Origin of the sequence: Pseudoalteromonas sp. SG43-7 (assembly GCF_014164295.1) — a bacterium.
Lineage (GTDB): Bacteria > Pseudomonadota > Gammaproteobacteria > Enterobacterales > Alteromonadaceae > Pseudoalteromonas > Pseudoalteromonas rhizosphaerae.
Genome location: NZ_JACJEY010000045.1, coordinates 1 through 21,614 on the forward strand (window position 1 = coordinate 1; position 21,614 = coordinate 21,614).

The 21,614-nt window shown below is 42.0% G+C and carries 27 protein-coding genes; 5 read left to right on the top strand and 22 right to left on the bottom strand.

What is annotated here, in order from left to right; genetic code table 11:
* Nucleotides 1–840: 840 nt before the first annotated feature.
* The 18 genes from rplQ to H5200_RS17425 form a co-directional block, all read right to left on the bottom strand.
* Nucleotides 841–1,242 carry a 50S ribosomal protein L17 gene (gene rplQ / locus H5200_RS17340; protein ID WP_016710207.1) on the bottom strand — a complete coding sequence of 134 codons (402 nt, stop codon included), beginning with the start codon at nucleotides 1,240–1,242 and terminating at the stop codon, nucleotides 841–843.
* Nucleotides 1,243–1,281: 39 nt separating this feature from the next.
* Nucleotides 1,282–2,268 (bottom strand): DNA-directed RNA polymerase subunit alpha, encoded by a 987-nt coding sequence (locus tag H5200_RS17345; RefSeq protein ID WP_145241913.1) that lies wholly within the window; start codon nucleotides 2,266–2,268, stop codon nucleotides 1,282–1,284.
* Between the two features lie 24 nt (nucleotides 2,269–2,292).
* On the bottom strand, nucleotides 2,293–2,913 hold the full coding sequence (rpsD, locus tag H5200_RS17350; RefSeq protein ID WP_016710205.1) for a 30S ribosomal protein S4: 621 nt from the start codon (nucleotides 2,911–2,913) through the stop codon (nucleotides 2,293–2,295).
* Between the two features lie 21 nt (nucleotides 2,914–2,934).
* The gene (gene rpsK / locus H5200_RS17355) at nucleotides 2,935–3,321 is read right to left on the bottom strand and encodes a 30S ribosomal protein S11 (RefSeq protein WP_002959471.1); all 387 of its coding nucleotides are present in this window, start codon (nucleotides 3,319–3,321) and stop codon (nucleotides 2,935–2,937) included.
* A 12-nt stretch (nucleotides 3,322–3,333) separates the two neighbouring features.
* The gene (gene rpsM / locus H5200_RS17360; RefSeq protein ID WP_145241916.1) at nucleotides 3,334–3,690 is read right to left on the bottom strand and encodes a 30S ribosomal protein S13; all 357 of its coding nucleotides are present in this window, start codon (nucleotides 3,688–3,690) and stop codon (nucleotides 3,334–3,336) included.
* A gap of 125 nt (nucleotides 3,691–3,815) precedes the next feature.
* Nucleotides 3,816–3,929, bottom strand: a complete 114-nt coding sequence (gene rpmJ / locus H5200_RS17365) for a 50S ribosomal protein L36 (protein ID WP_002959476.1) — start codon at nucleotides 3,927–3,929, stop codon at nucleotides 3,816–3,818.
* Between the two features lie 22 nt (nucleotides 3,930–3,951).
* Entirely contained in the window at nucleotides 3,952–5,280 is a 1,329-nt protein-coding gene (secY, locus tag H5200_RS17370; protein ID WP_145241918.1) for a preprotein translocase subunit SecY, read from the bottom strand.
* Nucleotides 5,281–5,290: 10 nt separating this feature from the next.
* Nucleotides 5,291–5,725, bottom strand: coding sequence for a 50S ribosomal protein L15 (rplO, locus tag H5200_RS17375; protein ID WP_064668467.1), 435 nt, complete (start codon nucleotides 5,723–5,725; stop codon nucleotides 5,291–5,293).
* A gap of 5 nt (nucleotides 5,726–5,730) precedes the next feature.
* Entirely contained in the window at nucleotides 5,731–5,913 is a 183-nt protein-coding gene (gene rpmD / locus H5200_RS17380; RefSeq protein WP_016710201.1) for a 50S ribosomal protein L30, read from the bottom strand.
* Between the two features lie 3 nt (nucleotides 5,914–5,916).
* A complete protein-coding gene (gene rpsE, locus H5200_RS17385; RefSeq protein WP_002959485.1) occupies nucleotides 5,917–6,423 on the bottom strand; it encodes a 30S ribosomal protein S5 in 507 nt (168 codons plus the stop codon).
* A 9-nt stretch (nucleotides 6,424–6,432) separates the two neighbouring features.
* Nucleotides 6,433–6,783, bottom strand: a complete 351-nt coding sequence (rplR, locus tag H5200_RS17390) for a 50S ribosomal protein L18 (RefSeq protein ID WP_008115388.1) — start codon at nucleotides 6,781–6,783, stop codon at nucleotides 6,433–6,435.
* 9 nt (nucleotides 6,784–6,792) lie between these two features.
* Nucleotides 6,793–7,326 (bottom strand): 50S ribosomal protein L6, encoded by a 534-nt coding sequence (rplF, locus tag H5200_RS17395; protein WP_145241920.1) that lies wholly within the window; start codon nucleotides 7,324–7,326, stop codon nucleotides 6,793–6,795.
* A gap of 13 nt (nucleotides 7,327–7,339) precedes the next feature.
* Nucleotides 7,340–7,732 carry a 30S ribosomal protein S8 gene (rpsH, locus tag H5200_RS17400; RefSeq protein ID WP_145241923.1) on the bottom strand — a complete coding sequence of 131 codons (393 nt, stop codon included), beginning with the start codon at nucleotides 7,730–7,732 and terminating at the stop codon, nucleotides 7,340–7,342.
* Nucleotides 7,733–7,753: 21 nt separating this feature from the next.
* Nucleotides 7,754–8,059, bottom strand: coding sequence for a 30S ribosomal protein S14 (gene rpsN, locus H5200_RS17405; protein ID WP_058562128.1), 306 nt, complete (start codon nucleotides 8,057–8,059; stop codon nucleotides 7,754–7,756).
* Between the two features lie 10 nt (nucleotides 8,060–8,069).
* Nucleotides 8,070–8,609: a 50S ribosomal protein L5 gene (rplE, locus tag H5200_RS17410; RefSeq protein ID WP_016710195.1), complete on the bottom strand. Its 540-nt coding sequence runs from the start codon at nucleotides 8,607–8,609 to the stop codon at nucleotides 8,070–8,072.
* A gap of 16 nt (nucleotides 8,610–8,625) precedes the next feature.
* Nucleotides 8,626–8,940: a 50S ribosomal protein L24 gene (rplX, locus tag H5200_RS17415; RefSeq protein WP_016710194.1), complete on the bottom strand. Its 315-nt coding sequence runs from the start codon at nucleotides 8,938–8,940 to the stop codon at nucleotides 8,626–8,628.
* 10 nt (nucleotides 8,941–8,950) lie between these two features.
* The gene (gene rplN, locus H5200_RS17420; protein ID WP_011329449.1) at nucleotides 8,951–9,319 is read right to left on the bottom strand and encodes a 50S ribosomal protein L14; all 369 of its coding nucleotides are present in this window, start codon (nucleotides 9,317–9,319) and stop codon (nucleotides 8,951–8,953) included.
* Between the two features lie 277 nt (nucleotides 9,320–9,596).
* Nucleotides 9,597–11,537: an AsmA family protein gene (locus H5200_RS17425; protein WP_182761994.1), complete on the bottom strand. Its 1,941-nt coding sequence runs from the start codon at nucleotides 11,535–11,537 to the stop codon at nucleotides 9,597–9,599.
* A gap of 142 nt (nucleotides 11,538–11,679) precedes the next feature.
* Between H5200_RS17425 and H5200_RS17430 the strand changes: the two genes are divergently transcribed.
* The 3 genes from H5200_RS17430 (at nucleotide 11,680) to H5200_RS17440 (ending at nucleotide 14,159) form a co-directional block, all read left to right on the top strand.
* Complete coding sequence (locus H5200_RS17430; protein WP_182719227.1) at nucleotides 11,680–11,871, top strand: helix-turn-helix transcriptional regulator; 192 nt, start codon at nucleotides 11,680–11,682, stop codon at nucleotides 11,869–11,871.
* Nucleotides 11,872–12,028: 157 nt separating this feature from the next.
* On the top strand, nucleotides 12,029–13,192 hold the full coding sequence (locus H5200_RS17435; protein ID WP_145241931.1) for a hypothetical protein: 1,164 nt from the start codon (nucleotides 12,029–12,031) through the stop codon (nucleotides 13,190–13,192).
* 289 nt (nucleotides 13,193–13,481) lie between these two features.
* A complete protein-coding gene (locus H5200_RS17440) occupies nucleotides 13,482–14,159 on the top strand; it encodes a TorF family putative porin (protein ID WP_145241933.1) in 678 nt (225 codons plus the stop codon).
* A 139-nt stretch (nucleotides 14,160–14,298) separates the two neighbouring features.
* Here the strand turns inward: H5200_RS17440 and H5200_RS17445 are convergent, their stop codons facing one another.
* Nucleotides 14,299–15,192 (bottom strand): aldo/keto reductase family oxidoreductase, encoded by an 894-nt coding sequence (locus tag H5200_RS17445; protein ID WP_182761996.1) that lies wholly within the window; start codon nucleotides 15,190–15,192, stop codon nucleotides 14,299–14,301.
* Between the two features lie 259 nt (nucleotides 15,193–15,451).
* Here H5200_RS17445 and H5200_RS17450 point away from each other — a divergent pair, with 259 nt between their 5' ends.
* Together H5200_RS17450 and H5200_RS17455 are read left to right on the top strand one after the other, a co-directional pair.
* Nucleotides 15,452–15,826, top strand: a complete 375-nt coding sequence (locus tag H5200_RS17450; RefSeq protein ID WP_182761998.1) for a DUF5329 domain-containing protein — start codon at nucleotides 15,452–15,454, stop codon at nucleotides 15,824–15,826.
* Nucleotides 15,827–16,258: 432 nt separating this feature from the next.
* Complete coding sequence (locus H5200_RS17455; RefSeq protein ID WP_182762000.1) at nucleotides 16,259–16,936, top strand: nitroreductase family protein; 678 nt, start codon at nucleotides 16,259–16,261, stop codon at nucleotides 16,934–16,936.
* Here the strand turns inward: H5200_RS17455 and H5200_RS17460 are convergent.
* From H5200_RS17460 to H5200_RS17470, 3 genes are read right to left on the bottom strand one after another with little or no spacing between them, the layout of a single operon-like run.
* The gene (locus H5200_RS17460; protein ID WP_182762001.1) at nucleotides 16,929–17,990 is read right to left on the bottom strand and encodes an efflux RND transporter periplasmic adaptor subunit; all 1,062 of its coding nucleotides are present in this window, start codon (nucleotides 17,988–17,990) and stop codon (nucleotides 16,929–16,931) included. The genes H5200_RS17455 and H5200_RS17460 overlap by 8 nt on opposite strands.
* Nucleotides 17,980–21,267, bottom strand: a complete 3,288-nt coding sequence (locus H5200_RS17465; protein ID WP_182762004.1) for an efflux RND transporter permease subunit — start codon at nucleotides 21,265–21,267, stop codon at nucleotides 17,980–17,982. Before H5200_RS17465 ends, H5200_RS17460 begins: the two co-directional genes overlap by 11 nt.
* 4 nt (nucleotides 21,268–21,271) lie before the next feature.
* The gene (locus H5200_RS17470; RefSeq protein WP_149983086.1) at nucleotides 21,272–21,574 is read right to left on the bottom strand and encodes a metalloregulator ArsR/SmtB family transcription factor; all 303 of its coding nucleotides are present in this window, start codon (nucleotides 21,572–21,574) and stop codon (nucleotides 21,272–21,274) included.
* Between the last annotated feature and the right edge of the window lie 40 nt (nucleotides 21,575–21,614).

The window sequence follows — 21,614 nt, forward strand, 5'->3', positions numbered from 1 at the left end:
TCGGCTGTTAGAACTCAATCTGTACGAGTGCCCACACAGATGATTGCTTTATATTGTTAAAGAACGTTGCGGTTAAAGTTAAACTTTATCTCGCTAGGGCTGCGCATATTACGCTTTCCTATTTTCTTGTCAACACTTAATTTTAAACTTTATTAAAAATCTAAACTCAAGTTTTACTCGACTAACTGATTAACTCTTGCCTCGCTAAGCGTTGCTGTCTGCCGTCTCAGTGGGGTCGCATTATAGGGAGATCCAAAAACAGATCAACCTTTTTTTGAAGAAAACTTAAAATAAAACACTGTTCGCTGAGTATTTAAGCTAAACGCTCAAAAACAACACTAAACCAGCCTGTTTTTAACTATATAAGTGTAAGTTAAATGAAGAAACCCAGATTCAATCTTTAATCGAAAAAACGATCCACTACTGAAATGATCAATATTTTGATCAAATGACCTAAGTTTATAATCTTTACCTATGTATATTGTTAATAACTTATGAGGGTCAAACACTGACAGTCGCAGTTATCACGCATTTAAATCATAGGTAAAAGTAGACTCTATAGATTTATACAGCTACATATTCAGTAGCAGGGTAACTTTCAAAGCTATAAATGTTATTACCGATCATGAAGTTTAAATTAACGAGCTAGTTGAATAACAAATGGTTATTAAGGGAAGTAGATTCTAGTGACGCTTAGTGGCTTACAAAGATGTTGGTTTGATAATGGTATAGTTGAGATGTTGCGCTATATACAGGGATACTGATAGCGATATTATTTTTTGCTAAATTTTAGATATTAAAAAGCCGAGCTTATGCTCGGCTTTTTGGTGTCTTTAAGACTTACTCAGCAGACTGCGCGTCTTCTTGAACTTCTTCGTTCGCAGATGTGCGACCTACTAGTTCAATATAAGCCATTGGTGCATTGTCACCAGCACGGAAGCCACACTTAATAATACGAGTGTAACCACCTGGACGGTCTGTATTGCGAGGACCGATTTCACTGAACAACTTACCAACTACTTCTTTATCACGCGTGCGAGCAAACGCTAAACGGCGATTTGCTACACTGTCAGTCTTAGCCAGTGTGATTAAAGGTTCAATTACACGACGTAACTCTTTCGCTTTTGGCAAAGTAGTTTTGATGATTTCATGTTTCACCAAAGAACCTGCCATATTGCTGAACATCGCTTTACGATGGCTGCTGTTACGGTTTAATTGACGACCACTCTTACGATGGCGCATGACCCTATCCTTCTAACTAAACTAATATAGTGATTTAGATTATTCAGCTAGGCTTGCAGGTGGCCAATTTTCTAGGCGCATACCTAGAGATAGACCACGTGAAGCTAGCACGTCTTTAATTTCAGTCAGAGACTTCTTGCCTAAGTTAGGCGTTTTAAGAAGCTCGACTTCTGTGCGCTGAACTAAATCACCGATATATTGAATTTGCTCGGCTTTCAAACAGTTTGCTGAACGCACTGTTAGTTCAAGATCATCAACTGGACGAAGTAGAATAGGATCGAATTCTGGCTTCTCTTCTTTCTCTTCTGGCTCAGTAACATCACGTAAGTCTACGAATGCTTCTAGCTGCTCAGCTAAGATAGTCGACGCACGGCGGATCGCTTCTTCTGGATCTATAGTGCCGTTTGTTTCCATATCAATGATTAACTTGTCTAAGTCTGTACGTTGTTCAACACGTGCTGATTCAACCGAGTACGCAATACGTTCAACTGGGCTAAATGATGCATCAAGCAACAATCTACCAATTGGACGCTCATCGTCATCAGAGGATAAACGGCTAGATGCCGGCACATACCCACGACCACGTTCAACACGAATTCGCATGCTGATCGCACTATTATCTGCCGTTAAATGACAAATAATATGATCTGGGTTGGCAATGGTTACATCGCCGTCGTGCTGAATATCAGCCGCAGTCACAGGGCCTACACCAGACTTAGTCAGGGTAAGAAAAACTTCATCTTTACCTTCCAAAGTAACTGCTAGACCTTTAAGATTTAACAGAATTTCAATGATGTCTTCTTGTACGCCTTCTTTCGCGCTGTATTCGTGCAACACACCGTCGATTTCAACTTCGGTTACTGCACATCCTGGCATTGACGAAAGAAGTATACGGCGTAAGGCATTCCCAAGAGTATGACCGAAGCCACGCTCTAATGGCTCTAAAACTACTTTAGAACGAGTTGGGTTAATAGCGTCGATATCGACTAACCTTGGTTTTAGAAATTCTGTAACAGAACCCTGCATTTTATCCTCTCTTAACTCTTAACTTTACTTAGAGTAAAGTTCGACGATTAGTTGTTCATTGATGTCCGCAGACAGGTCTGAACGCTCTGGTAGGCGTTTGAAATTACCTTCCATTTTCTTACCGTCAACTTCAACCCAAGTCGGTTTTTCACGTTGCTCGGCTAGTTCTAGAGCAGCGATGATACGAGCTTGTGTCTTAGACTTTTCACGGATAACTACTACATCTTCTGGAGTAATTACGAATGAAGGAATGTTCACTACACGACCATTAACTAAAACCGCTTTGTGGCTTACTAACTGACGTGCTTCAGCACGTGTGCTTGCAAAACCCATGCGGTATACAACATTGTCTAAACGTTGCTCTAAAAGCTGTAACAAGTTTTCACCTGTGTTGCCCTTAAGGCGAGCAGCTTCTTTGTAGTAGTTACGGAATTGCTTTTCTAATACACCGTAGATACGACGTACTTTTTGCTTTTCACGTAATTGTAAACCGTAATCAGATAAGCGACCTTTACGAGCGCCGTGCTGACCAGGTGCAGTCTCAAGTTTACACTTAGAGTCGATAGCTCTTACGCCGCTCTTAAGGAACAGGTCAGTACCTTCACGACGACTCAGCTTGAGCTTAGGGCCCAAATATCTTGCCATGTTATTTCTCCTAACCTATTGTTAAACGCGACGTTTCTTCGGTGGACGACAACCATTGTGTGGTATTGGCGTCACGTCAGTAATGTTGGTGATACGGTAACCAGCAGCATTCAAAGCACGTACAGCAGATTCACGACCTGGACCTGGACCTTTGATGAAAACTTCTAGATTTTTTAAACCGTATTCTTGAGCAGCAGTACCTGCACGCTCTGCAGCAACCTGAGCAGCGAATGGTGTAGATTTACGTGAACCACGGAAACCTGAACCACCGGCAGTAGCCCATGATAGTGCATTACCTTGACGGTCGGTAATTGTAACAATAGTGTTGTTGAAAGAAGCATGAACATGAGCCATACCATCAGCAACTTGCTTTTTAACCTTTTTACGACGAATTGGTGTCTTAGCCATAATACTATCCCCTTATCGCTTAATAGGCTTACGAGGACCCTTACGGGTACGCGCGTTAGTCTTTGTTCTTTGACCACGTAGTGGTAAAGAGCGACGGTGACGTAGGCCACGGTAACAACCAAGGTCCATAAGGCGCTTGATATTCAAAGTAACTTCACGACGAAGATCACCTTCTACAGTGTACTTGCCAACTGCTTCACGCAATACGTCAAGTGTTTCGTCTGAAAGTTCACCGATTTTTGTGGTTTCGGCGATACCAGTCGCTACTAAGATAGCCTTAGAGCGAGTCTTACCTATGCCATAAATAGCTGTTAAACCAATAACTGCATGTTTATGATCAGGGACGTTAATGCCAGCGATACGGGCCACTAACACATCTCCTATATTTGAATTCGGTTATCATCTGTTTGAAGAGCCCGTAAGGATACTCAAACGAAGACCAAATCACAACTGAAAACACAGGCCGAGAAACCTCAGCCTGCACGACTTATAAATTAACCTTGCCTTTGCTTATGCTTAGGCTCACTGCAAATTACACGTACAACACCGGCACGTTTAATAACTTTACAGTTACGGCATATTTTCTTAACGGAAGCACGTACTTTCATTGCTCAACTCCGTAAACTGACCTTATCGACCGTAGCCTTTAAGGTTCGCTTTTTTCAGCACAGAATCATATTGATGAGACATCATATGAGTCTGTACTTGTGCCATAAAGTCCATGATCACAACAACGATAATCAAAATTGATGTACCGCCGAAGTAGAATGGCGTTTGCCATGCCATGGTCATGAATTCGGGCACCAGACAGATAAAGGTTATATACAAAGCACCTGCCAATGTCAGGCGTGTCATCACTTTATCAATGTATTTCGATGTCTGCTCGCCTGGACGAATACCTGGGATAAATGCGCCAGATTTTTTCAGGTTATCTGCTGTTTCACGTGGGTTAAAAACCAACGCTGTGTAGAAAAAGCAGAAGAAGATAATAGCCGCAGCTAAAACTATTGCATACAAAGGCTGACCTGGAGTCAACGTTGTAGCAATCGCTTGTAGCACATCAGCGACAGGACCTTCACCCTGGCCGAACCAGCTGGCAATAGTACCAGGGAACAGAATTATACTGCTAGCAAAGATTGGTGGAATAACACCCGCCATGTTTACTTTTAGTGGTAAATGCGTGCTTTGGGCAGCAAATACTTGACGACCTTGTTGGCGCTTTGCGTAGTTAACGACGATACGACGTTGTCCACGTTCAAAGAACACTACAAGATAAGTAACAGCGAATACGATTACCGCAATCAATAACAGTGCTAAAACATGTAAATCACCTTGGCGCGCCATTTCGGCTGTCGAACCAATAGCAGACGGCAGGTTAGCTACAATACCAACAAATATTAGAACTGAGATACCGTTACCGATACCACGTTCAGTTATTTGCTCGCCCAACCACATCAGGAACATAGTACCAGTTACTAAACTCACCACTGCGGTGAAGTAGAAACCGAGACCTGGGTTAACAACTAACCCGTCCATCATACCCGGTAAGCTTGTGGCAATACCGATCGATTGGATAGTAGCAAGCAAGAGCGTGCCGTAGCGTGTGTACTGGCTAATTTTCTTACGACCTTGTTCACCTTCTTTCTTAAGCTCTATAAACGGAGGATACATATGCGTTAATAGTTGCGTAATAATTGAAGCTGTGATGTAAGGCATTATACCCAGTGCTAACACCGAAGCGCGCTCAAGCGCACCACCGCTGAACATGTTGAACATTTCAACAATGGTGCCCTTTTGTTGCTCGAAGAAATCGGCAAGTACAGCGGCGTCAATCCCAGGGATTGGCACAAATGAACCTAGACGGTAAATAATGATAGCGCCCAATACGAATAGTAATCGACGTTTCAATTCCGAAAGCCCACTTTGTGCACTTTGTGTATCTTGACCTGGTTTAGCCATTAGTACTTCCTTAGTCTTCTACCTTGCCTCCGGCGGCTTCGATAGCTTCGCGAGCACCTTTAGAGGCTTTAAGGCCTTTAACGGTAACAGCGCGTGAAACTTCGCCAGATTTAACAACTTTAACGAACAGAACGTTCTTTTTAACTAGACCAGCTGCCTGTAGCGTACCTAGGTCTACCACATCGCCTTCAACTTTAGCGATCTCGTATAGGTTTATTTCTGCAGATACTAAAGATTTGCGAGAAGTGAAACCAAACTTAGGTAGACGACGTTGCATAGGCATTTGACCGCCTTCAAAACCAACGCGTACTTTACCGCCAGAACGTGACTTTTGACCTTTGTGACCACGGCCACCAGTCTTACCTAGACCAGAACCGATACCACGACCAACACGTTTACCAGCAGATTTAGAACCTGCAGCAGGAGAAAGTGTATTCAAATGCATTCGAATTACCCCTCAACCTTAACCATGTATGAAACTTGGTTGATCATACCACGTACACATGCTGTGTCTTCTAACTCAACAGTGTGATTGATACGACGTAAACCAAGACCGCGTAATGTAGCTTTATGTTTCGGTAAACGACCGATAGAGCTCTTTACTTGTGTTACTTTTACAGTTTTATTAGCCATGGTTTACCCCAGAATCTCGTCTACTCGAAGACCACGTTTTGCAGCGATCGACTGAGGAGAATTCATATTCTCAAGAGCTGAGATCGTTGCACGTACAACGTTGATCGGGTTAGTAGAACCGTAACATTTAGAAAGTACGTTCTGCACACCAGTAACTTCTAGTACTGCACGCATAGCACCACCTGCGATGATACCAGTACCTTCAGATGCTGGTTTCATAAACACAAGAGAGCCAGCATGACGTCCTTTAACAGGATGCTGTAATGTGTTGCCATTTAGGTCTACGTTGATCATGTTACGACGTGCTTTTTCCATTGCTTTTTGAATAGCAGCTGGAACTTCACGTGCTTTACCATAACCGAAACCTACTTTACCTGCGCCGTCACCAACTACAGTTAGTGCAGTGAAGCTAAAGATACGACCACCTTTAACTACTTTAGACACACGGTTCACCGCGATTAGCTTTTCAGCTAGATCAGGCTGTTGTTGCTTTGCTTCTACGTTAGCCATTGTCTACTCCTAGAATTGCAAACCGGCTTCACGCGCAGCATCTGCTAGCGCCTTCACACGGCCGTGATATTTAAAGCCACTGCGATCAAAAGCAATCTTTTCGATGCCTTTGTCAGCCGCACGTTCAGCAACCGCTTTACCAACTGCTTGCGCAGCTGCAACGTTGCCTGTGCCTTTAACTGTTTCGCTAATAGCTTTCTCAACAGTAGAAGCAGCAGCCAGTACATTACCCTCAGCGTTTACAACTTGAGCGTAAATGTGACGTGGCGTGCGGTGGATAACAAGACGCGTTGTGCCTTGTTCAATATAATTTCTACGAGTGCGTTTAGCACGACGTAGACGAGCTGTTTTTTTATCCATCGTCTTACCTTACTTCTTCTTAGCCTCTTTACGGCGTACATTCTCATCTGAATAACGAACACCTTTACCTTTATAAGGCTCAGGTTTACGGTATGCACGAATGTTAGCAGCTGTTTGACCAACTAACTGCTTATCTACGCCCTTAACTAGAACTTCTGTTTGGCTTGGAGTTTCAATCGTAATTCCTTCAGGAACTGCGAAATTAACTGGGTGTGAGAAACCAAGAGTTAAATCTAATGTTTTACCCTTAGCTGCAGCACGGTAACCAACGCCTACTAACTGAAGTTTCTTCTCGTAACCTTCATGCGTACCAACAATCATATTGTTGATTAGAGCGCGAGCAGTACCTGCTTGTGCCCATGCATTGGCTACGCCTTCACGAGGTAAAGTTGTAATAACGTTGTCGTTAAGTTGTACTTCAACTGCAGAGTTGATAGTACGCGTTAATTCGCCGTTTTTGCCTTTAACTGTGATGTCCTGGCCTTTTAATGTAACTTCTACACCGGCAGGAACATTAATTGGTGCCTTTGCTATGCGAGACATAGTTCCCCTCCGATTAAGCTACAAAACCAATGATTTCACCACCAACACCAGCACTACGTGCGGCGCGGTCTGTCATTAGGCCTTTAGAAGTTGATACGATAGCGATACCTAGACCACCCATTACCTTTGGTAATTCGTCACGTCTCTTATAGATACGCAAACCAGGGCGGCTAACACGCTGGATATTTTCAATAACAGCTTTGCCTTCGAAGTATTTCAACTCGATAGAAAGCTCAGGTTTAACATCACCGCTGATTGTGAAATCAACGATATAACCTTCATCTTTTAATACTTTAGCTAATGCTACTTTCAGCTTTGAATTAGGCATCGTTACAGATACTTTTTTCGCTGACTGACCGTTACGAATTCGTGTAAACAAATCCGCGATAGGATCTTGCAAGCTCATAGTCTTACTCCCGTGATTCTATTACCAGCTAGCCTTTTTAAGGCCAGGAATTTCACCGCGCATAGCTGCTTCGCGAACTTTGATACGGCTCATGCCGAATTTGCGAAGGTAACCATGTGGGCGGCCCGTAATGTTACAACGATTACGTTGACGTGCAGGGCTAGAATCACGTGGTAAAGCTTGTAGCTTAAGTACCGCGTCCCAACGATCATCGTCAGATGTTTTCACATCACTGATGATAGCTTTTAGTGCTGCGCGCTTTTCAGCGAACTGAGCAACTAATTTCGTGCGCTTTGCTTCGCGCGCTTTCATAGAATTCTTTGCCATAACCCTACCCTTATTTCTTGAATGGGAAGTTAAACGCTTCTAACAACGCACGGCCTTCCTCATCTGTTTTCGCAGATGTAGTGATTGTGATATCCATACCGCGTACGCGGTCTACTTTATCATAATCAATTTCTGGGAAGATGATTTGTTCACGTACGCCCATGCTGTAGTTACCACGTCCATCAAAAGACTTAGCACTTACACCACGGAAGTCACGGATACGTGGGATAGCGATTGAAACCAAACGCTCAAAAAAGTCCCACATACGCTCGCCGCGTAGGGTTACTTTACAACCAATTGGGTAGCCTTCACGTACTTTAAAGCCAGCAACAGATTTGCGTGCTTTAGTAATGAGTGGCTTCTGACCAGCGATTGCTTCTAGATCCGCAACAGCGTTGTCTAGAATTTTCTTGTCAGCTAGGGCTTCGCCCACGCCCATATTCAATGTGATCTTTTCGATCTGAGGGACTTGCATGACAGAGCTGAAACCAAACTTCTCTTGAAGTTCAGCAACTACTTTGTCTTTATATACTTCATGCAGTTTCGCCATCATTCTACTCCAACTATTAGATAGTTTTACCAGTAGATTTAAAGATACGTAATTTCTTACCATCTTCAATCTTGAAACCTACACGATCTGCTTTACTCGTTTCCGAGTTGAAGATCGCAACGTTTGATACGTCAATAGACGCTTCTTTCTCAACAATACCACCTGGCTGGTTCAATTGTGGAACCGGCTTTTGGTGCTTCTTGATTAAGTTAATGCCTTCGACAAATACTCGACCAGACTCGGTAACAACTGAAAGCACTTTGCCGCGCTTACCTTTGTCTTTACCTGCTAGAACGATTACTTCGTCATCACGACGGATTTTTGCTGCCATGATTGACTCCTTACAGTACTTCTGGGGCTAGTGAAACGATTTTCATGAACTTATCATTACGAAGTTCGCGAGTCACAGGGCCGAAAATACGTGTACCAATTGGCTGCAAGTTATCATTTAAGATAACAGCCGCATTGCTGTCAAAACGGATCAAAGAACCATCTGGACGACGAACGCCTTTCTTAGTACGCACAACTACCGCGTTTTTAACATCACCTTTCTTCACTTTACCGCGAGGAATCGCTTCTTTAACAGAAACTTTAATGATGTCACCAATCGCTGCATAACGACGGTGCGAACCGCCTAAGACTTTAATACACTGCACTTTGCGAGCGCCGCTGTTATCAGCAACTTCCAGCTGAGTTTGCATTTGGATCATGTTAATGACCTCCGGTGTAGTTATTACAACTGTCTTAAATTTGTTTAAAATCAAGACATTTAGGTTAAAAACCACTCAAAAAACAATCTAGTTGTCTCCCAAGGGCGGGCAATTGTATCAGCATTGCGGGGGTAGTGGTAGGTTATTTTTTAATTAATTTAGAATAACGAGGATGGTTGTTTTGTCGATGAAACATATTTTGCTATTTTAGCATTGATTATAAAACAATCAGGGCAATTTTATGCCCTGATTGTTTTATCACCGAATAAAATCGGCATTATTTGCCAAACAAACCTTTTAACTTATCTTTAATTTTATCTTTCGCTTTTTCTTTTACTTCATCTTCTGCCGCTTTGCTTACATCTAAGCTGATGCCAACATCATGAAATGGTCCTTTGATTCGTACTGGAATTTTAAAGCCGGTACTATCATCTTTGGTCCCCTGCCCTTCGAGTGAATCGACTATGCCTGTCACTAAGCGGTAGTTAACTGTCGTTGCGGGTAGATTAACATCCCCTTCACCACTAATACGTACTAATGGACTTAACAAACTCAGATCTGTGTTTTTACCTACGCCATTGGTAAAGTTAAAGCTACCCGTTAGCGCAGAGAAGTCAGTTTGCTGGGAATTATCAAAGCCAGTATCTAGCCCTTCGGATATTGCACCAAAGTTACCCTTAATTAGCTCTTTGCCTTTGCGAACCATTTCAGCAATGTTGGCGCCTTTTACTGCACCATCGGCAAATTCAAATGCTAGTTTACCCTGTAGGGCACTCATAAAGTCTTTTTGGCTCTGACCTGATGTTGCTAAGTCCCAATTGAGTGAGCCTTTGCCCATTAGCTTATCGAAGCCAGCGGCATCTGTCAGCAATGGTTGTGCGTCTATTTTATCTAACGAGAAGTTGGTGCTGATTTTGTAAGGAGCTTGTTTCGCATTAACTGTTACAGTGCCTTTACCATTACCTTCGTAGGCGGCAAACTTACCTAGGCTAATTTTCGCTACGCCTTTGTTAAGGTTTACAGTGAATTGATTAGCGCCAAGTTTGATTTCATTTGCTTTTAAGCCACTTGAACGGATCACCACATTCGCATCTAAGGCATTTAAGCCACTTAAATCCATTTTTGTGTCATCCCATACAATTGGTTTGGCTGGCTCGTCACTTTTAGGTTCTGGTTTCTCTGCTGGCGCTACCACCTCAGGTAAGTAAGGATTTAAGTCCAGCATACCTAAATCGATGTCAGCATTAACGGCTAAACGCTTACCTAAATTAAGCTCGCTTTTTCCTTTGATCTCTAATGCATCAAGAGTGGCGACTAATTCAGCTAGGTTGAACTTATCACCTTGCATACGCATTTTGCCACTAACACTAAATGCATTAAAGGCGCTTTCTTTAGCGTTCAGCTCGACTCCCTGCCATTTAGCAATGTCTTTTACTGAATCACCACTGAGCGCTAATTGACCTTGAATATCTTTACCTTGACCGGCTATTAAGCCTTTAAACTCAACATCAACTAACTTTGAAGTGACATCAGTTGTCACATTAAATGTATCACCTGCTATTGCTTTAGCTGGGTTATCAACTGTTACATCAAGCTCAAAGCGCTCTTGCATATAAGTGATCCCACCTTTGACTTCGAGTGATTTATGCAGTGAAGGCAGTAAGATAGCCAATTCTAAATCGCTAATTTGCTGTTTAGCTCCCGTTTGACCATCTAAATAAGTAAACGACCCACCATATATAGCCACTTCACCTAATTGAATATCAAAGTTTTCAGGTAGTTTGACTGCCTCACCTGCTTGAGTTTGCTGCTCAGGTTTCGCAGCTACTGCATCAAATAACTGCCAGTTAGCTTTACCATTTTTATCTGTTTCAAGCAGAATATTGGGTTCATTGATCACAAACTTTTCTAGTTTAAGTTCACCACCAAATAGCGAAAACCAAGGAATATGAACTGCAAGTTGCTGCATGCTTGCCATATCTGCACGTGAGCCAGTTTTCATATTGGCAAAATGCACATCTTCAAGTTCAAGCTTCAAAGAAGGAAAAACGGATAATGTTTTATCGCCTTTAATAGTTAAAGTACGCCCAGTGGTTTGCTCAACCTGCTCAGAGACTTTATTAAAAATGGCATCGGTTGGAATTAAAAACGGTGCAGCAATAATTAAAGCAACAAGCAATAATAATATGACACCAATAACTTTAAATAAGGTCTTCATGATGGTCCTTTCAAATGTGCAAATAATGTTCTTATCATAGCGGGAGTTAGCATTAAAATCATTGTGCAACGAAGAAAAATGCAATTTCCTGCATTCTACAGTGAATATATGAATTGTTACTGAAACATTTTGATACCTTTAGCTGCAAAACCATATAGCTGAATTTCGCAAAGCCGCGGGGCTTTCACAGCAAGAGCTAGCCGATGCTAGCGCCGTTTCACGCAAAACAATCAGCACGGTCGAAACATCACGCTTTACACCTTCAGTGATCATTGCATTGAAGATAGCTCGGCAGTTTGAAACTACTGTAGAGCAGTTATTTTCACTTGAATAAGCAGATTAAACCCTTTAAATGCAATCTTGTGCAGATTTAACTTATCAAGATTGCATCCCCTGTATTCTTCGGTATGATGCACAGCCCTGTTGTTTTAAGACGTTTTGCGCTAAAATTAAACAACTGAAAAATGTATTTAACCGGAGTACCATCAGGCATGAAAAAATTGCTCATTTCACCTTCACAAATGGCATTAGGCGAACAAGAAGGCCATATTTATCAAAATATTCTAAAGCAGGCTTCTGAAATCAGCTTAAACCTGATGGCGGTGAAAATAGAAAATCATCCTGAAGACTTCTTAGGTTGGTGCTATGAACTACTTAATGCTAGCCGTGACCGTATTAATCATGATTTACTCGAAACCAATCAATTACCAATTTTAAAAAAGCTTAATGACTTATTAGTTTCAGCAATTAGCTTCTTACAATTGAAAACATTACGCGTAGCGCCTTGGCCTGTAGTTAGTGTATTTATAGAGCAGCATAAAGATGTGTTAGCCCTTGATGAACAGTTACGCCTTGCCAACTATATAGCTGGTATTCGCGAGCAATCACTGAAAGAGATGATCCCTGAAGATTTATTAGCATTTAGTGGTAAACATACTTCTGCACTGGATCCAAGTAGTTATAATTTTGATGTCGAATGGTTTAGCTCTACTAAAAGCGCCAAAGCTTTTCATCAAATGCTTGCCGACCTGCCGGCATTATTTGATGAAGCATTAGCACATATACCTTTAGAAGGTGAAGTAACTGAAGCTGATTACCAAGAATTTGTGGTCAAATATTTAAAAGCCTTTACTGATAGCAATGAAAAGCCAACGCTTGCACCGGCAACTCGTCTATTAGCAATGCGCCGCCCAGATGTTTTTACACCAATTAATAACACCCGTTTAGATGCACTTTGTTCAGCATTGGCTATTACTAAATTAAATAATCGTGACTTTGCGCGTTATTGGCAGGATATTGTCCAAGCAGTTCATGGTATGTCTTGGTTTAAAATGGCAAGTGGTGACAGCGAGCTGGATCAACAACTTGTTGCAATCAAAGCATTAATTCCGTGCTTTTTCTATCATGCAGACAAAAACACGCCTGAAAACTCTAACTACATCAAGTTATTGAGCAAGCCAAAGCGTACAACTACCACTGGCACTAGAAAAGTGCGTCGTGGTAAAGAGTCTGCTGAAATACTTGTTGATCGCGCACTTGCTGCTGACGATATGCCTGAGCATATTCGCGCAAAGCGTGATTCAATTATCAGCGAAGTACAAAAAGGCCGTGGCGTGAACGAAACAATCAGCCTAATGCGTACTATTTTTGGTTAAACCACAGTAAAAAATACAAAAACCCGCTGCAACTGAGTTGTGCATGCGGGTTTTTTTACGCACCAATAAAGTGCGCAAGCTTCGTAAAAAACAATCTCCTCCTTTCACTATAAATATTTATACCTTTGTTTATAAAGTAATTTAAATATAAATTATTGCTTTTCATTTAACTTGGCACAAGCAGTGCTATTACCCTAGTAGACAACTAAAAATAGGATCCGCAATTATAGACTGCAATCTAATTAATAATTGCGAGCCAAAAAATCAGCATAACAACAGGATACCAAACATGTTAAAACTAAAATCAGCAATTGCGATCAGCACACTTGTACTCATGGGTGCAACATCTACAGCAGCATATGCAGAAGTAACAGCCAATGCCGCAGCAACTTCAAACTACTTATGGCGTGGTCAAGAACAAACCGGTGGTGATGCTGCAATTTCAGGTGGTATTGATTATGCCAACGAATCAGGTTTTTATGCTGGTACTTGGGCTTCAAATGCAAGCTGGGCCGATGAAATGACCTACGAGCTTGATCTCTATGCTGGTTTTGGTGGCGATATTAATGAAAATATGAGCTATGACGTTGGCTACATCTATTACGCTTACCCTGATGCAGCTTCTGGCGCAGACGCTGATTTTTCTGAAATTTACGGTAGCATCAGTATGGGTGGCTTTAGCTTTGGCGCATCAGTTCTTGCAACTTCAGCCGCAAGCGGTGATGGCACAGACTTTGGTGATTCGTTATACCTGACTGCAGATTACGGTTTCGCAGTTGGTACTAATGGCACTGAAATGGCCTTACACTTAGGCCACTACTCTGGTGATTTTATTGGTGATGACGATATCATCGATTACGGTGTATCTATCTCTAAAGATGGCTTCACTTTTGGTCTATCTGATACCGATATGGATGACAGTGATATTAAGGCTTACGTTGCTTTTTCAATGGACTTTAGCCTATAAAAAGAATGTGTTACTTGCTGCAACACTAAGGGCCGTAAGGCCCTTTCTCGATCTTGGTAAGCGGTAAGCGGCTAAGTTCATATTTTATATCAAGACTTACCCTCAACTCAGACTGCTTATAGCTTAAAACTTACAACTCCTATGGCACACTGTGCCCTGTTGAACCTTGCCAAATACGATACCATTGTTCACGACTGAGTTTTAACTGCTTAGCGGCAACAGCCGATTTAACACGCTCAATGTTGCCAGTACCCAGTACCACTGATGGGGAACTTGGGTGCATTAATAACCACGCGTAAACCACTTGATCAATAGAACTTGCACCAATTTCGCTGCCGACTTGCTCAAGTACTTGACGCAGGCGAATCGCTTTTTCATCATTTTCTGCAAAAATGCGACCGCCAGCCAAAGGTGACCAACACATAGGTTTAATATCAAGTAACTGACATTGGTCTAAACTACCATCATCAAGTGCTTGCATTTCATACGGTGAAAATTCAATTTGATTGGTCACCAATTCAAAATCAAGACGCGACTGCAATAAACTTAGTTGTGATGGCGTAAAGTTTGATACACCAAAATCGAGTACATCACCATTTTGCTTAAGAGTAGTGAATGCCTCAGCTACTTCGTCTGCATTCATCAAATAATCAGGGCGATGAATAAGTAATGCATCTAATCTATCGGTATTAAAATGCTTTAACGATTGCTGTGCTGAGCTAATAATATGTGCGGCACTCGAATCGTAATGATTAGCTTGGCCTGCTAACCCTAAGCTTGCAAAAGCAGGTTTGATACCACACTTAGTAATAATTTTGATCTCATCACGAATACTTGGCTTTAAAGCTAAAGCTTTACCAAACTCTGCCTCACAACCATATCCACCGTAAATGTCAGCGTGATCGGTGTGCCTTACACCGGCTTCAATTGCTTGCTCAAGAAAAGTTAAACACTGTTGTGGAGTAATTTGCCAATCTAATAATCGCCAAAACCCAAGTACTAGTTCGTCAATAGCGCGATCTGAGCTGTTCATAATTCCACCTTTATTTTTGTAAAAAATATTGTCCCGGCAAGTTCAATGCAAGTACCAAAACAGTATCCCTATCAGATAATTAATAAGCCATGATAATTTAATTGACCTTATTGATGTATTATTCTACATAATAAATAAGGTATTAATAGCTGAAAGTTATACCAGCACATGCATTAGCACATCAGTTTTATTCAGAGCTTTACCTTTTTTTGATGGCACAGGTAACGTAATAAACTTTTTGGATTAAATGAGGCTACAGATGAAAGACTTAACCCACACTATATACAGGCTGATGGCTTGCCTTTTACTCACGGTTAGTCAGTTGAGCTTTGCGGCAACCGCTGAACAAGAAGTCACTCATTTGCTCAGCTTTATCGCGCAAAGCAACGCGACTTTCATTCGTAACGGTGATCAACACACCAGCACCGAAGCCGCTGATCATCTTGCTATGAAATACCGCAAAGGCAAACGCTACGCTAAAACCGCTGATGAGTTTATTGAGAATCTTGCCAGTAAAAGCTCATGGAGTGGCAAACCTTATGCTGTTATTCTTGAAGATGATACACAAATCACCAGTAAGAAATGGCTTACAAACGAGTTAACTCATTTTAGAGCCACAGAAAAGCCGCAATAAGTGCGGCTTGGTTTCACTCTTAGGAGAGGTGAACTTAAATTCTGAAGTAACACTAACTCAAAGCTGTATTTAATACTGCGGTAGTTATTTTCATCATCAGCTTGCACTAGCGATAACTTTATATAACTAAGTTATCGACAAAATCTGCCTGCACTAATGATTTTTGAATGTCTAAATAATGACTGCCGGTATGCTCGGCTGAGTATTCAAAGCATGTGCTTGTAATAATGTTGCTTTGTTTTTAGCTACCCATGCATTCTTAATTTCGAACTATACTGTATGCAAATATAGCTGAACAATCTGTGAATACAACGTGCAATTAATAATCATTATTTTAGGAAATAACATGACTGTAAAGTAGATATTACTTGCACCCAATCTCGCTACTGGGTATAAAAATAGTTATCAACATTTAATAAGAAGCGAAAAGCCATGCAGCAACATGACCACCAACCACTTACAGACTTTATTGAATATCCACATGAACAGATGCTAGAACGCGCTAATGAGTTTTTAACGACCAGCCAGCGCCGTCATACAATTCGTAGTTTTAGCGACCGCCCAGTGCCAAAAGATATTATTCAAACCTGCATTAAAGCGGCAGCTACAGCACCAAGTGGTGCAAACCACCAACCGTGGCATTTTGTAGCAATTTATAGTAGTGATGTGAAAAAGCAAATTCGTGAAGCAGCCGAGAAATTAGAACGCTCATTTTATGAAGGCCGCGCTGGTGAAGAGTGGTTAGATGCTCTAAAGCCATTAGGCACTGATGCCAGCAAACCTTATTTAGAGCATGCACCTTGGCTAATTGCCGTATTCAGCCAAAAGAAAGGCGGCTTAAATACTGATGATAAAAACACCAACTACTATGTGCATGAGTCAGTCGGTATTGCCACCGGCTTTTTAATTCAAGCATTACATCGCGCAGGGCTTGCAACACTAACTCACACACCTAAACCAATGAGCTTTTTAACCGACATTTGTGGCCGCGACAAAGACAACGAACGCCCCTATATGCTGCTCATTGTCGGTTACCCAAGTGATGATGCTACTGTGCCTAATCATGCCTTGGTGAAAAAATCACTCGATGAAGTTGCGACCTTCATTTAGGTTTAAAATCCACCGCTAATGTGTCGCCGGCGTTAAGCCCGGCGATAATATGCTGTTTAGCATTAATCACCTCCCCTAAACGAACAAAGCGGCGCTCAATCTTTTGCTCGTTAATAACATATACCATGGCTAATTGACCGTACTCATGCACCCAACTTGGCTCAATTAAAATTCCTTGCTCGGTATCCAGTGGCAAGTGAAGCTGTGCATATAAACCAGGCATCAAGTTTGATTGTGTTGGCAACTCTAAACGAATTAACATACTACGTGCAGCACTATCGGCAATCGGAACAATTTCACTCACCACCGCAACAGCGGTTATATTAAGTGAAGGCAAACTGACCGTTAAGCTTTGACCCAGTGTGAGGCTAATTGCCTGACGTTCTCGTACATTAAATTCAAGCTGTAATTGTTGTGGATTATAAAGTGCCAATAAAGGTGAACCAGGCACTGCGGTATCACCTGGTTCAACTAACCGCTCTACAACAACTCCAGAAATGGGCGCTTTTATACGGGTAAATTCAAGTGCGACTTGTGCTTGGGTTTGCTGTTGCTTGGCAACAGCTAAGCTTGCGGTTAAGTTATCAAATTTCGCTTTTGCCTCATCATTATCACTAACCGATACCAACCCTTGTGAATATAAGTCAGTTACGCGCTTAAGCTGTTTATCAGCTTGTGTAAGTGACGCTTGAATGGCTTTTATTTGCGCATCACTTTGTGCCAATTGCGCTTTAAAATCGTCTTGCTGCAAAGTAATGAGAACATCGCCTTGCACAACACTATCACCAGCACGTACATTTAAACGTTCCACTTGTGCCATCACTCGTGACGAAATTTGCGTGTTTTGTTTTGCAATCACAGTACCGGGAACATCTTCACTGCGCTTGATCGCCGTCCGCTCAACGGTAGCGACTTTTCCCTCATATGTCGTTGCTAATACGGGTTTATTTCCTGCGGCTTGTTTATTTGAAAAGCTGCCTGCCATATAAAGCACAGCAACAATAATCACTAGCAACGCAATGATTGAGCCGAACAGTTTTGATTTACCTTGCATGAGCTTCATCCTCGGTTGTTTGTGTGTTCGCAAACACTAAATAATAAACTAGCGGCACCACAAACAACGAAAACAATGTTGATGCCACAATGCCAAAAATAATAGCGATAGCAAGACCACTAAATACGGGGTCTAACGTAATCACTAAGTTGCCTAATAAAGTTGTGCCAGCAGTCAGTAATACTGGCCGCATCCGCGTTGTGCCTGCGGCAATCAATGCCGCTTTTATTGCCATCCCTTGCCCGCGAGCTTGATTAATAAACTCAACTAAAATAAGCGAGTTACGCACCACAATACCAGCAAGTGCTATCATGCCGATCATCGCTGTTGCGGTGAATAGCACAGGCTCTGGAGCACCGGCTATGGAGCGCTCACCAAACTGATTTAATAACCAAAAACCCGGCATAATACCAATCACAGTAAGTGGAATAGCCGACATAATAATCAGCGATAAACTGGCAGATTGCGTTTGTATTCGTAAAATAATAAAAATGGCGGTTAACGCAAAAGCAAACGCAATTCCCATATCTCTAAACACATCAATTGTGATCCGCCATTCACCTTCACCACTAAACGTTACATGCGTGCCTTGTGGTAATTGCCAAGCCTGAGTTCCACCGTTATTAAAAAAGCTGCGGGCTAACCAATTTGTTTGCTCAAAATCATCGCTACTTACATTTAAATCAGCATTTACGTCCGCAATGATTTCTGCAGGAGTACGGCCATTAAGCTCTGCCATCACGTATACAACCTCGCGTTGGTCTTTACGCATAATCGGTTTTGCGACATTTAGGTTATGAAATTCACCCAGCTCAGATAAAGCCACCAACGGTCGTGGCGCACTAGTTAAACCAAACTCATTAGTTGATTTTGCCAGCTCTCTATCACCTCTGATTTGTATAGCAAGCAGTTGCGCTAATTGGTTTCGCTGCTGATATGGTAATTGCATTTTGATCTCAACGGGCTGCGTTTCACCACTGACATACATTACGCCCACATTTTTACCCGCAGATGCAATCGTTAATGTATTGGCAATATCTTGTGTTGATACCGCCGACAAAGCCGCCTTGGCTTTATCGGTAATAAAGCGCTGCATCGGTGCCGTGGCTGCAATACTTGTATCAACTTCAACCACATGGGGCTCTTGCTTCAGTCGTTGTGCAACTTGTTGAGCCGCTTGATGGTGGGTTTGCGTATCAACAAACGGATCACGATACACTTCAGCCACTAAGGTGCTAAATACTGGCGGCCCGGGTGGAACTTCAACCACTTTTATCACAATGCCATTAACGGCCAATGGCTCAAGCTGTTTACGTAAACGCATCACGACACCATGAGACTGTTGCTCGCGCTGCGCTTTGTCTAATAGTAATACTCTAAGCTCAGCTAAATTAGCGGCCTCACGGCGATAATAACCGCGCACCATACCATTAAAATCCATGCTTGATGGTTGCCCTACATACGCAGCTATTTCACTTACTTCACTAAGCTGCCATGTTATTGCTTGTACTTTACGAGCGGTCAGTGTTGTTTGCTCCAGATTCGTCCCCTCGGGCATATCTATCAGTACTTGTAGTTCATTTTTATTATCAAACGGCAATAACTTCAGCGGCACAATTCGCATCACGGGCAGCAATGCACTGATAATAAATAATCCTAAGGTTGCCCATAAAATCAGTTTTGCGCGCCCTTTACTGGCCAGTAAAGGCGTTAATAAGCGTTCATAAATAGCTACTTTAGGGGAAGTTAAATCATTGTGCTCAACAACCGGTTGTTTTAATAACTTCATGGCAAGCCAAGGAGTTACAAAGAATGCCACAATGGTTGAGACCATCACGCTTACAGGCACATTAAATGCCATTGGTGCCATATATGGGCCCATCATGCCAGTGATATAAGCCAAAGGAATAAAAGCCACCATGATGGTCAGTGTCGACATTAATAATGCCCCACGTATTTCGCTCATTGCAGCGACAATCTGTTGTTTTTTATTGCCTTTGTTTTGTAAAAAACGGCTAATATTATCAATGCCCGTTATCGGATCATCCACCAGCAAGCCCAGTGATAATATCAATGCAAATAACGTTACTCGGTTGATGGTGTAACCAAACGCAAAATCGAGGCTTAAGGTTATGCCATAACAAATTGGCACAGCTAAACCAACAACGATAGCGGCTCGCCAGCCTAAAAATACACCAACAAAAATCACTACGGTAAATACCGCAAACACTAAGCTTGAGGTTAAGTTATTCACTTTTTCGTTAGCGGTTTGCCCGTAGTCTCTAAGTATTGTGTAATCTATTTGCGAAGGTAAAAAATTAGTTTTTAAATCAGCCATCATTGCGTGTACATCATTTGCGACCGCGACTGCATTTGTGCCCGCTTTTTTAGCAACACTTAAGGTGACTAAAGGATGCTCTTGTGTGGTATCAGATTGCGCTAGCCACTGATAATTTTCAGGCTCACTTGGTCCATCGAGTACTTTTGCAATATCTTTTAAATAAACACTTTTGCCGTTAATAACATTTACAACAAGCTGCTCAATCGCGGCTTTTGTTCGTAACACATCACCAGCTTGTAGCATGATTTGTTGCTCTGCATTAACAACACTGCCAACCTGAGATAATTGATTAGATACACTCAGTGCATAATAAACATCGCTGAGCGTAGTTTGATGAGCTGCTAGGGCCGTCGCATCTAAATTGACCGTTAAAGTGCGTTTGCGCCCAGCAATCACTTTAACTTCACTGGTGTTTTCTATGCGCTGTAAACTATTCGCAATTTCGTTAGCAAAACGGGTTAACTCATAGTCGTTATATAATTTAGGATCTTTACTAAATAAGCCTAGCATCACAATCGGCACGTCATTTACTTCGACCGGGCGCACCTGCCATGAGCTAATAAATGACGCCATGGTATGTTGATAACTATATAGTTTGGCGTAAGTATCGAGGATTGCTTGTTCACGATCATGACCCACAGTAAAGCGCAATGTCACCACTGTGCCATTACTTTGTGTGGTTGAATAAATATGCTCAACACCGCGTAATTGCGCCAATAACTTCTCGAGTGGTTGCGTGACCAGCCTTGCCACTTCGGGAGCTTCAATGTTAGGAGCTGAGACATAAATATCCAGCATCGGCACCACTATTTGCGGTTCTTCTTCACGGGGAGTTTGCTGCAGCGCCATAATGCCAAGCAACACAGCCATTACAAAAATAATGATAGGAATACGCCCGTTAAGACTATTTTTTACTGCACTGTCGAGCTTATCCATTTGGTTATTCCTTACAAAATAAACCATAGAGCGTGGCTAACATAGCCTGTGCGTTGTCGTTAATCACCCGATAATAGATGGTCTGGCTTTCGCGACGAGTACTAACAATATTTGCTTTTCGTAGTGCAGCCAAATGCTGCGATAAAGCAGACTGTGCAAGTGGTACAGCCGCATTTAATTCAGAAACACTCATTTCACGCCCCTGCAAAGAGCACAAAATCATTAAACGGTTTTTATTTGCTAAAATTTTTAATAGCTGCTCAGCATGCTCTACGTTATTAGCCATAGCTGCAAAGTCGATAGTCATAGTTCCACTCTTATATTCAAAGTACAGCAGATTATAGTTA

Coding starts and splice junctions, on each gene's coding strand:
- H5200_RS17460 (WP_182762001.1), bottom strand. CDS start 17,990: ATGCAAGGTAAATCAAAACTGTTCGGCTCAATCATTGCGTTGCTAGTG.
- rpsD (WP_016710205.1), bottom strand. CDS start 2,913: ATGGCAAGATATTTGGGCCCTAAGCTCAAGCTGAGTCGTCGTGAAGGT.
- rpmD (WP_016710201.1), bottom strand. CDS start 5,913: ATGGCTAATAAAACTGTAAAAGTAACACAAGTAAAGAGCTCTATCGGT.
- H5200_RS17455 (WP_182762000.1), top strand. CDS start 16,259: ATGCAGCAACATGACCACCAACCACTTACAGACTTTATTGAATATCCA.
- rplN (WP_011329449.1), bottom strand. CDS start 9,319: ATGATCCAAATGCAAACTCAGCTGGAAGTTGCTGATAACAGCGGCGCT.
- H5200_RS17450 (WP_182761998.1), top strand. CDS start 15,452: ATGAAAGACTTAACCCACACTATATACAGGCTGATGGCTTGCCTTTTA.
- H5200_RS17345 (WP_145241913.1), bottom strand. CDS start 2,268: ATGCAGGGTTCTGTTACAGAATTTCTAAAACCAAGGTTAGTCGATATC.
- rplX (WP_016710194.1), bottom strand. CDS start 8,940: ATGGCAGCAAAAATCCGTCGTGATGACGAAGTAATCGTTCTAGCAGGT.
- rplQ (WP_016710207.1), bottom strand. CDS start 1,242: ATGCGCCATCGTAAGAGTGGTCGTCAATTAAACCGTAACAGCAGCCAT.
- H5200_RS17440 (WP_145241933.1), top strand. CDS start 13,482: ATGTTAAAACTAAAATCAGCAATTGCGATCAGCACACTTGTACTCATG.
- rpsN (WP_058562128.1), bottom strand. CDS start 8,059: ATGGCAAAGAATTCTATGAAAGCGCGCGAAGCAAAGCGCACGAAATTA.
- rpsH (WP_145241923.1), bottom strand. CDS start 7,732: ATGAGCTTGCAAGATCCTATCGCGGATTTGTTTACACGAATTCGTAAC.
- secY (WP_145241918.1), bottom strand. CDS start 5,280: ATGGCTAAACCAGGTCAAGATACACAAAGTGCACAAAGTGGGCTTTCG.
- rplE (WP_016710195.1), bottom strand. CDS start 8,609: ATGGCGAAACTGCATGAAGTATATAAAGACAAAGTAGTTGCTGAACTT.
- rplF (WP_145241920.1), bottom strand. CDS start 7,326: ATGTCTCGCATAGCAAAGGCACCAATTAATGTTCCTGCCGGTGTAGAA.
- H5200_RS17470 (WP_149983086.1), bottom strand. CDS start 21,574: ATGACTATCGACTTTGCAGCTATGGCTAATAACGTAGAGCATGCTGAG.
- rpsE (WP_002959485.1), bottom strand. CDS start 6,423: ATGGCTAACGTAGAAGCAAAGCAACAACAGCCTGATCTAGCTGAAAAG.
- H5200_RS17445 (WP_182761996.1), bottom strand. CDS start 15,192: ATGAACAGCTCAGATCGCGCTATTGACGAACTAGTACTTGGGTTTTGG.
- rpsK (WP_002959471.1), bottom strand. CDS start 3,321: ATGGCTAAGACACCAATTCGTCGTAAAAAGGTTAAAAAGCAAGTTGCT.
- H5200_RS17435 (WP_145241931.1), top strand. CDS start 12,029: ATGAAAAAATTGCTCATTTCACCTTCACAAATGGCATTAGGCGAACAA.
- rplO (WP_064668467.1), bottom strand. CDS start 5,725: ATGCATTTGAATACACTTTCTCCTGCTGCAGGTTCTAAATCTGCTGGT.
- H5200_RS17425 (WP_182761994.1), bottom strand. CDS start 11,537: ATGAAGACCTTATTTAAAGTTATTGGTGTCATATTATTATTGCTTGTT.
- rplR (WP_008115388.1), bottom strand. CDS start 6,783: ATGGATAAAAAAACAGCTCGTCTACGTCGTGCTAAACGCACTCGTAGA.
- H5200_RS17465 (WP_182762004.1), bottom strand. CDS start 21,267: ATGGATAAGCTCGACAGTGCAGTAAAAAATAGTCTTAACGGGCGTATT.
- rpmJ (WP_002959476.1), bottom strand. CDS start 3,929: ATGAAAGTACGTGCTTCCGTTAAGAAAATATGCCGTAACTGTAAAGTT.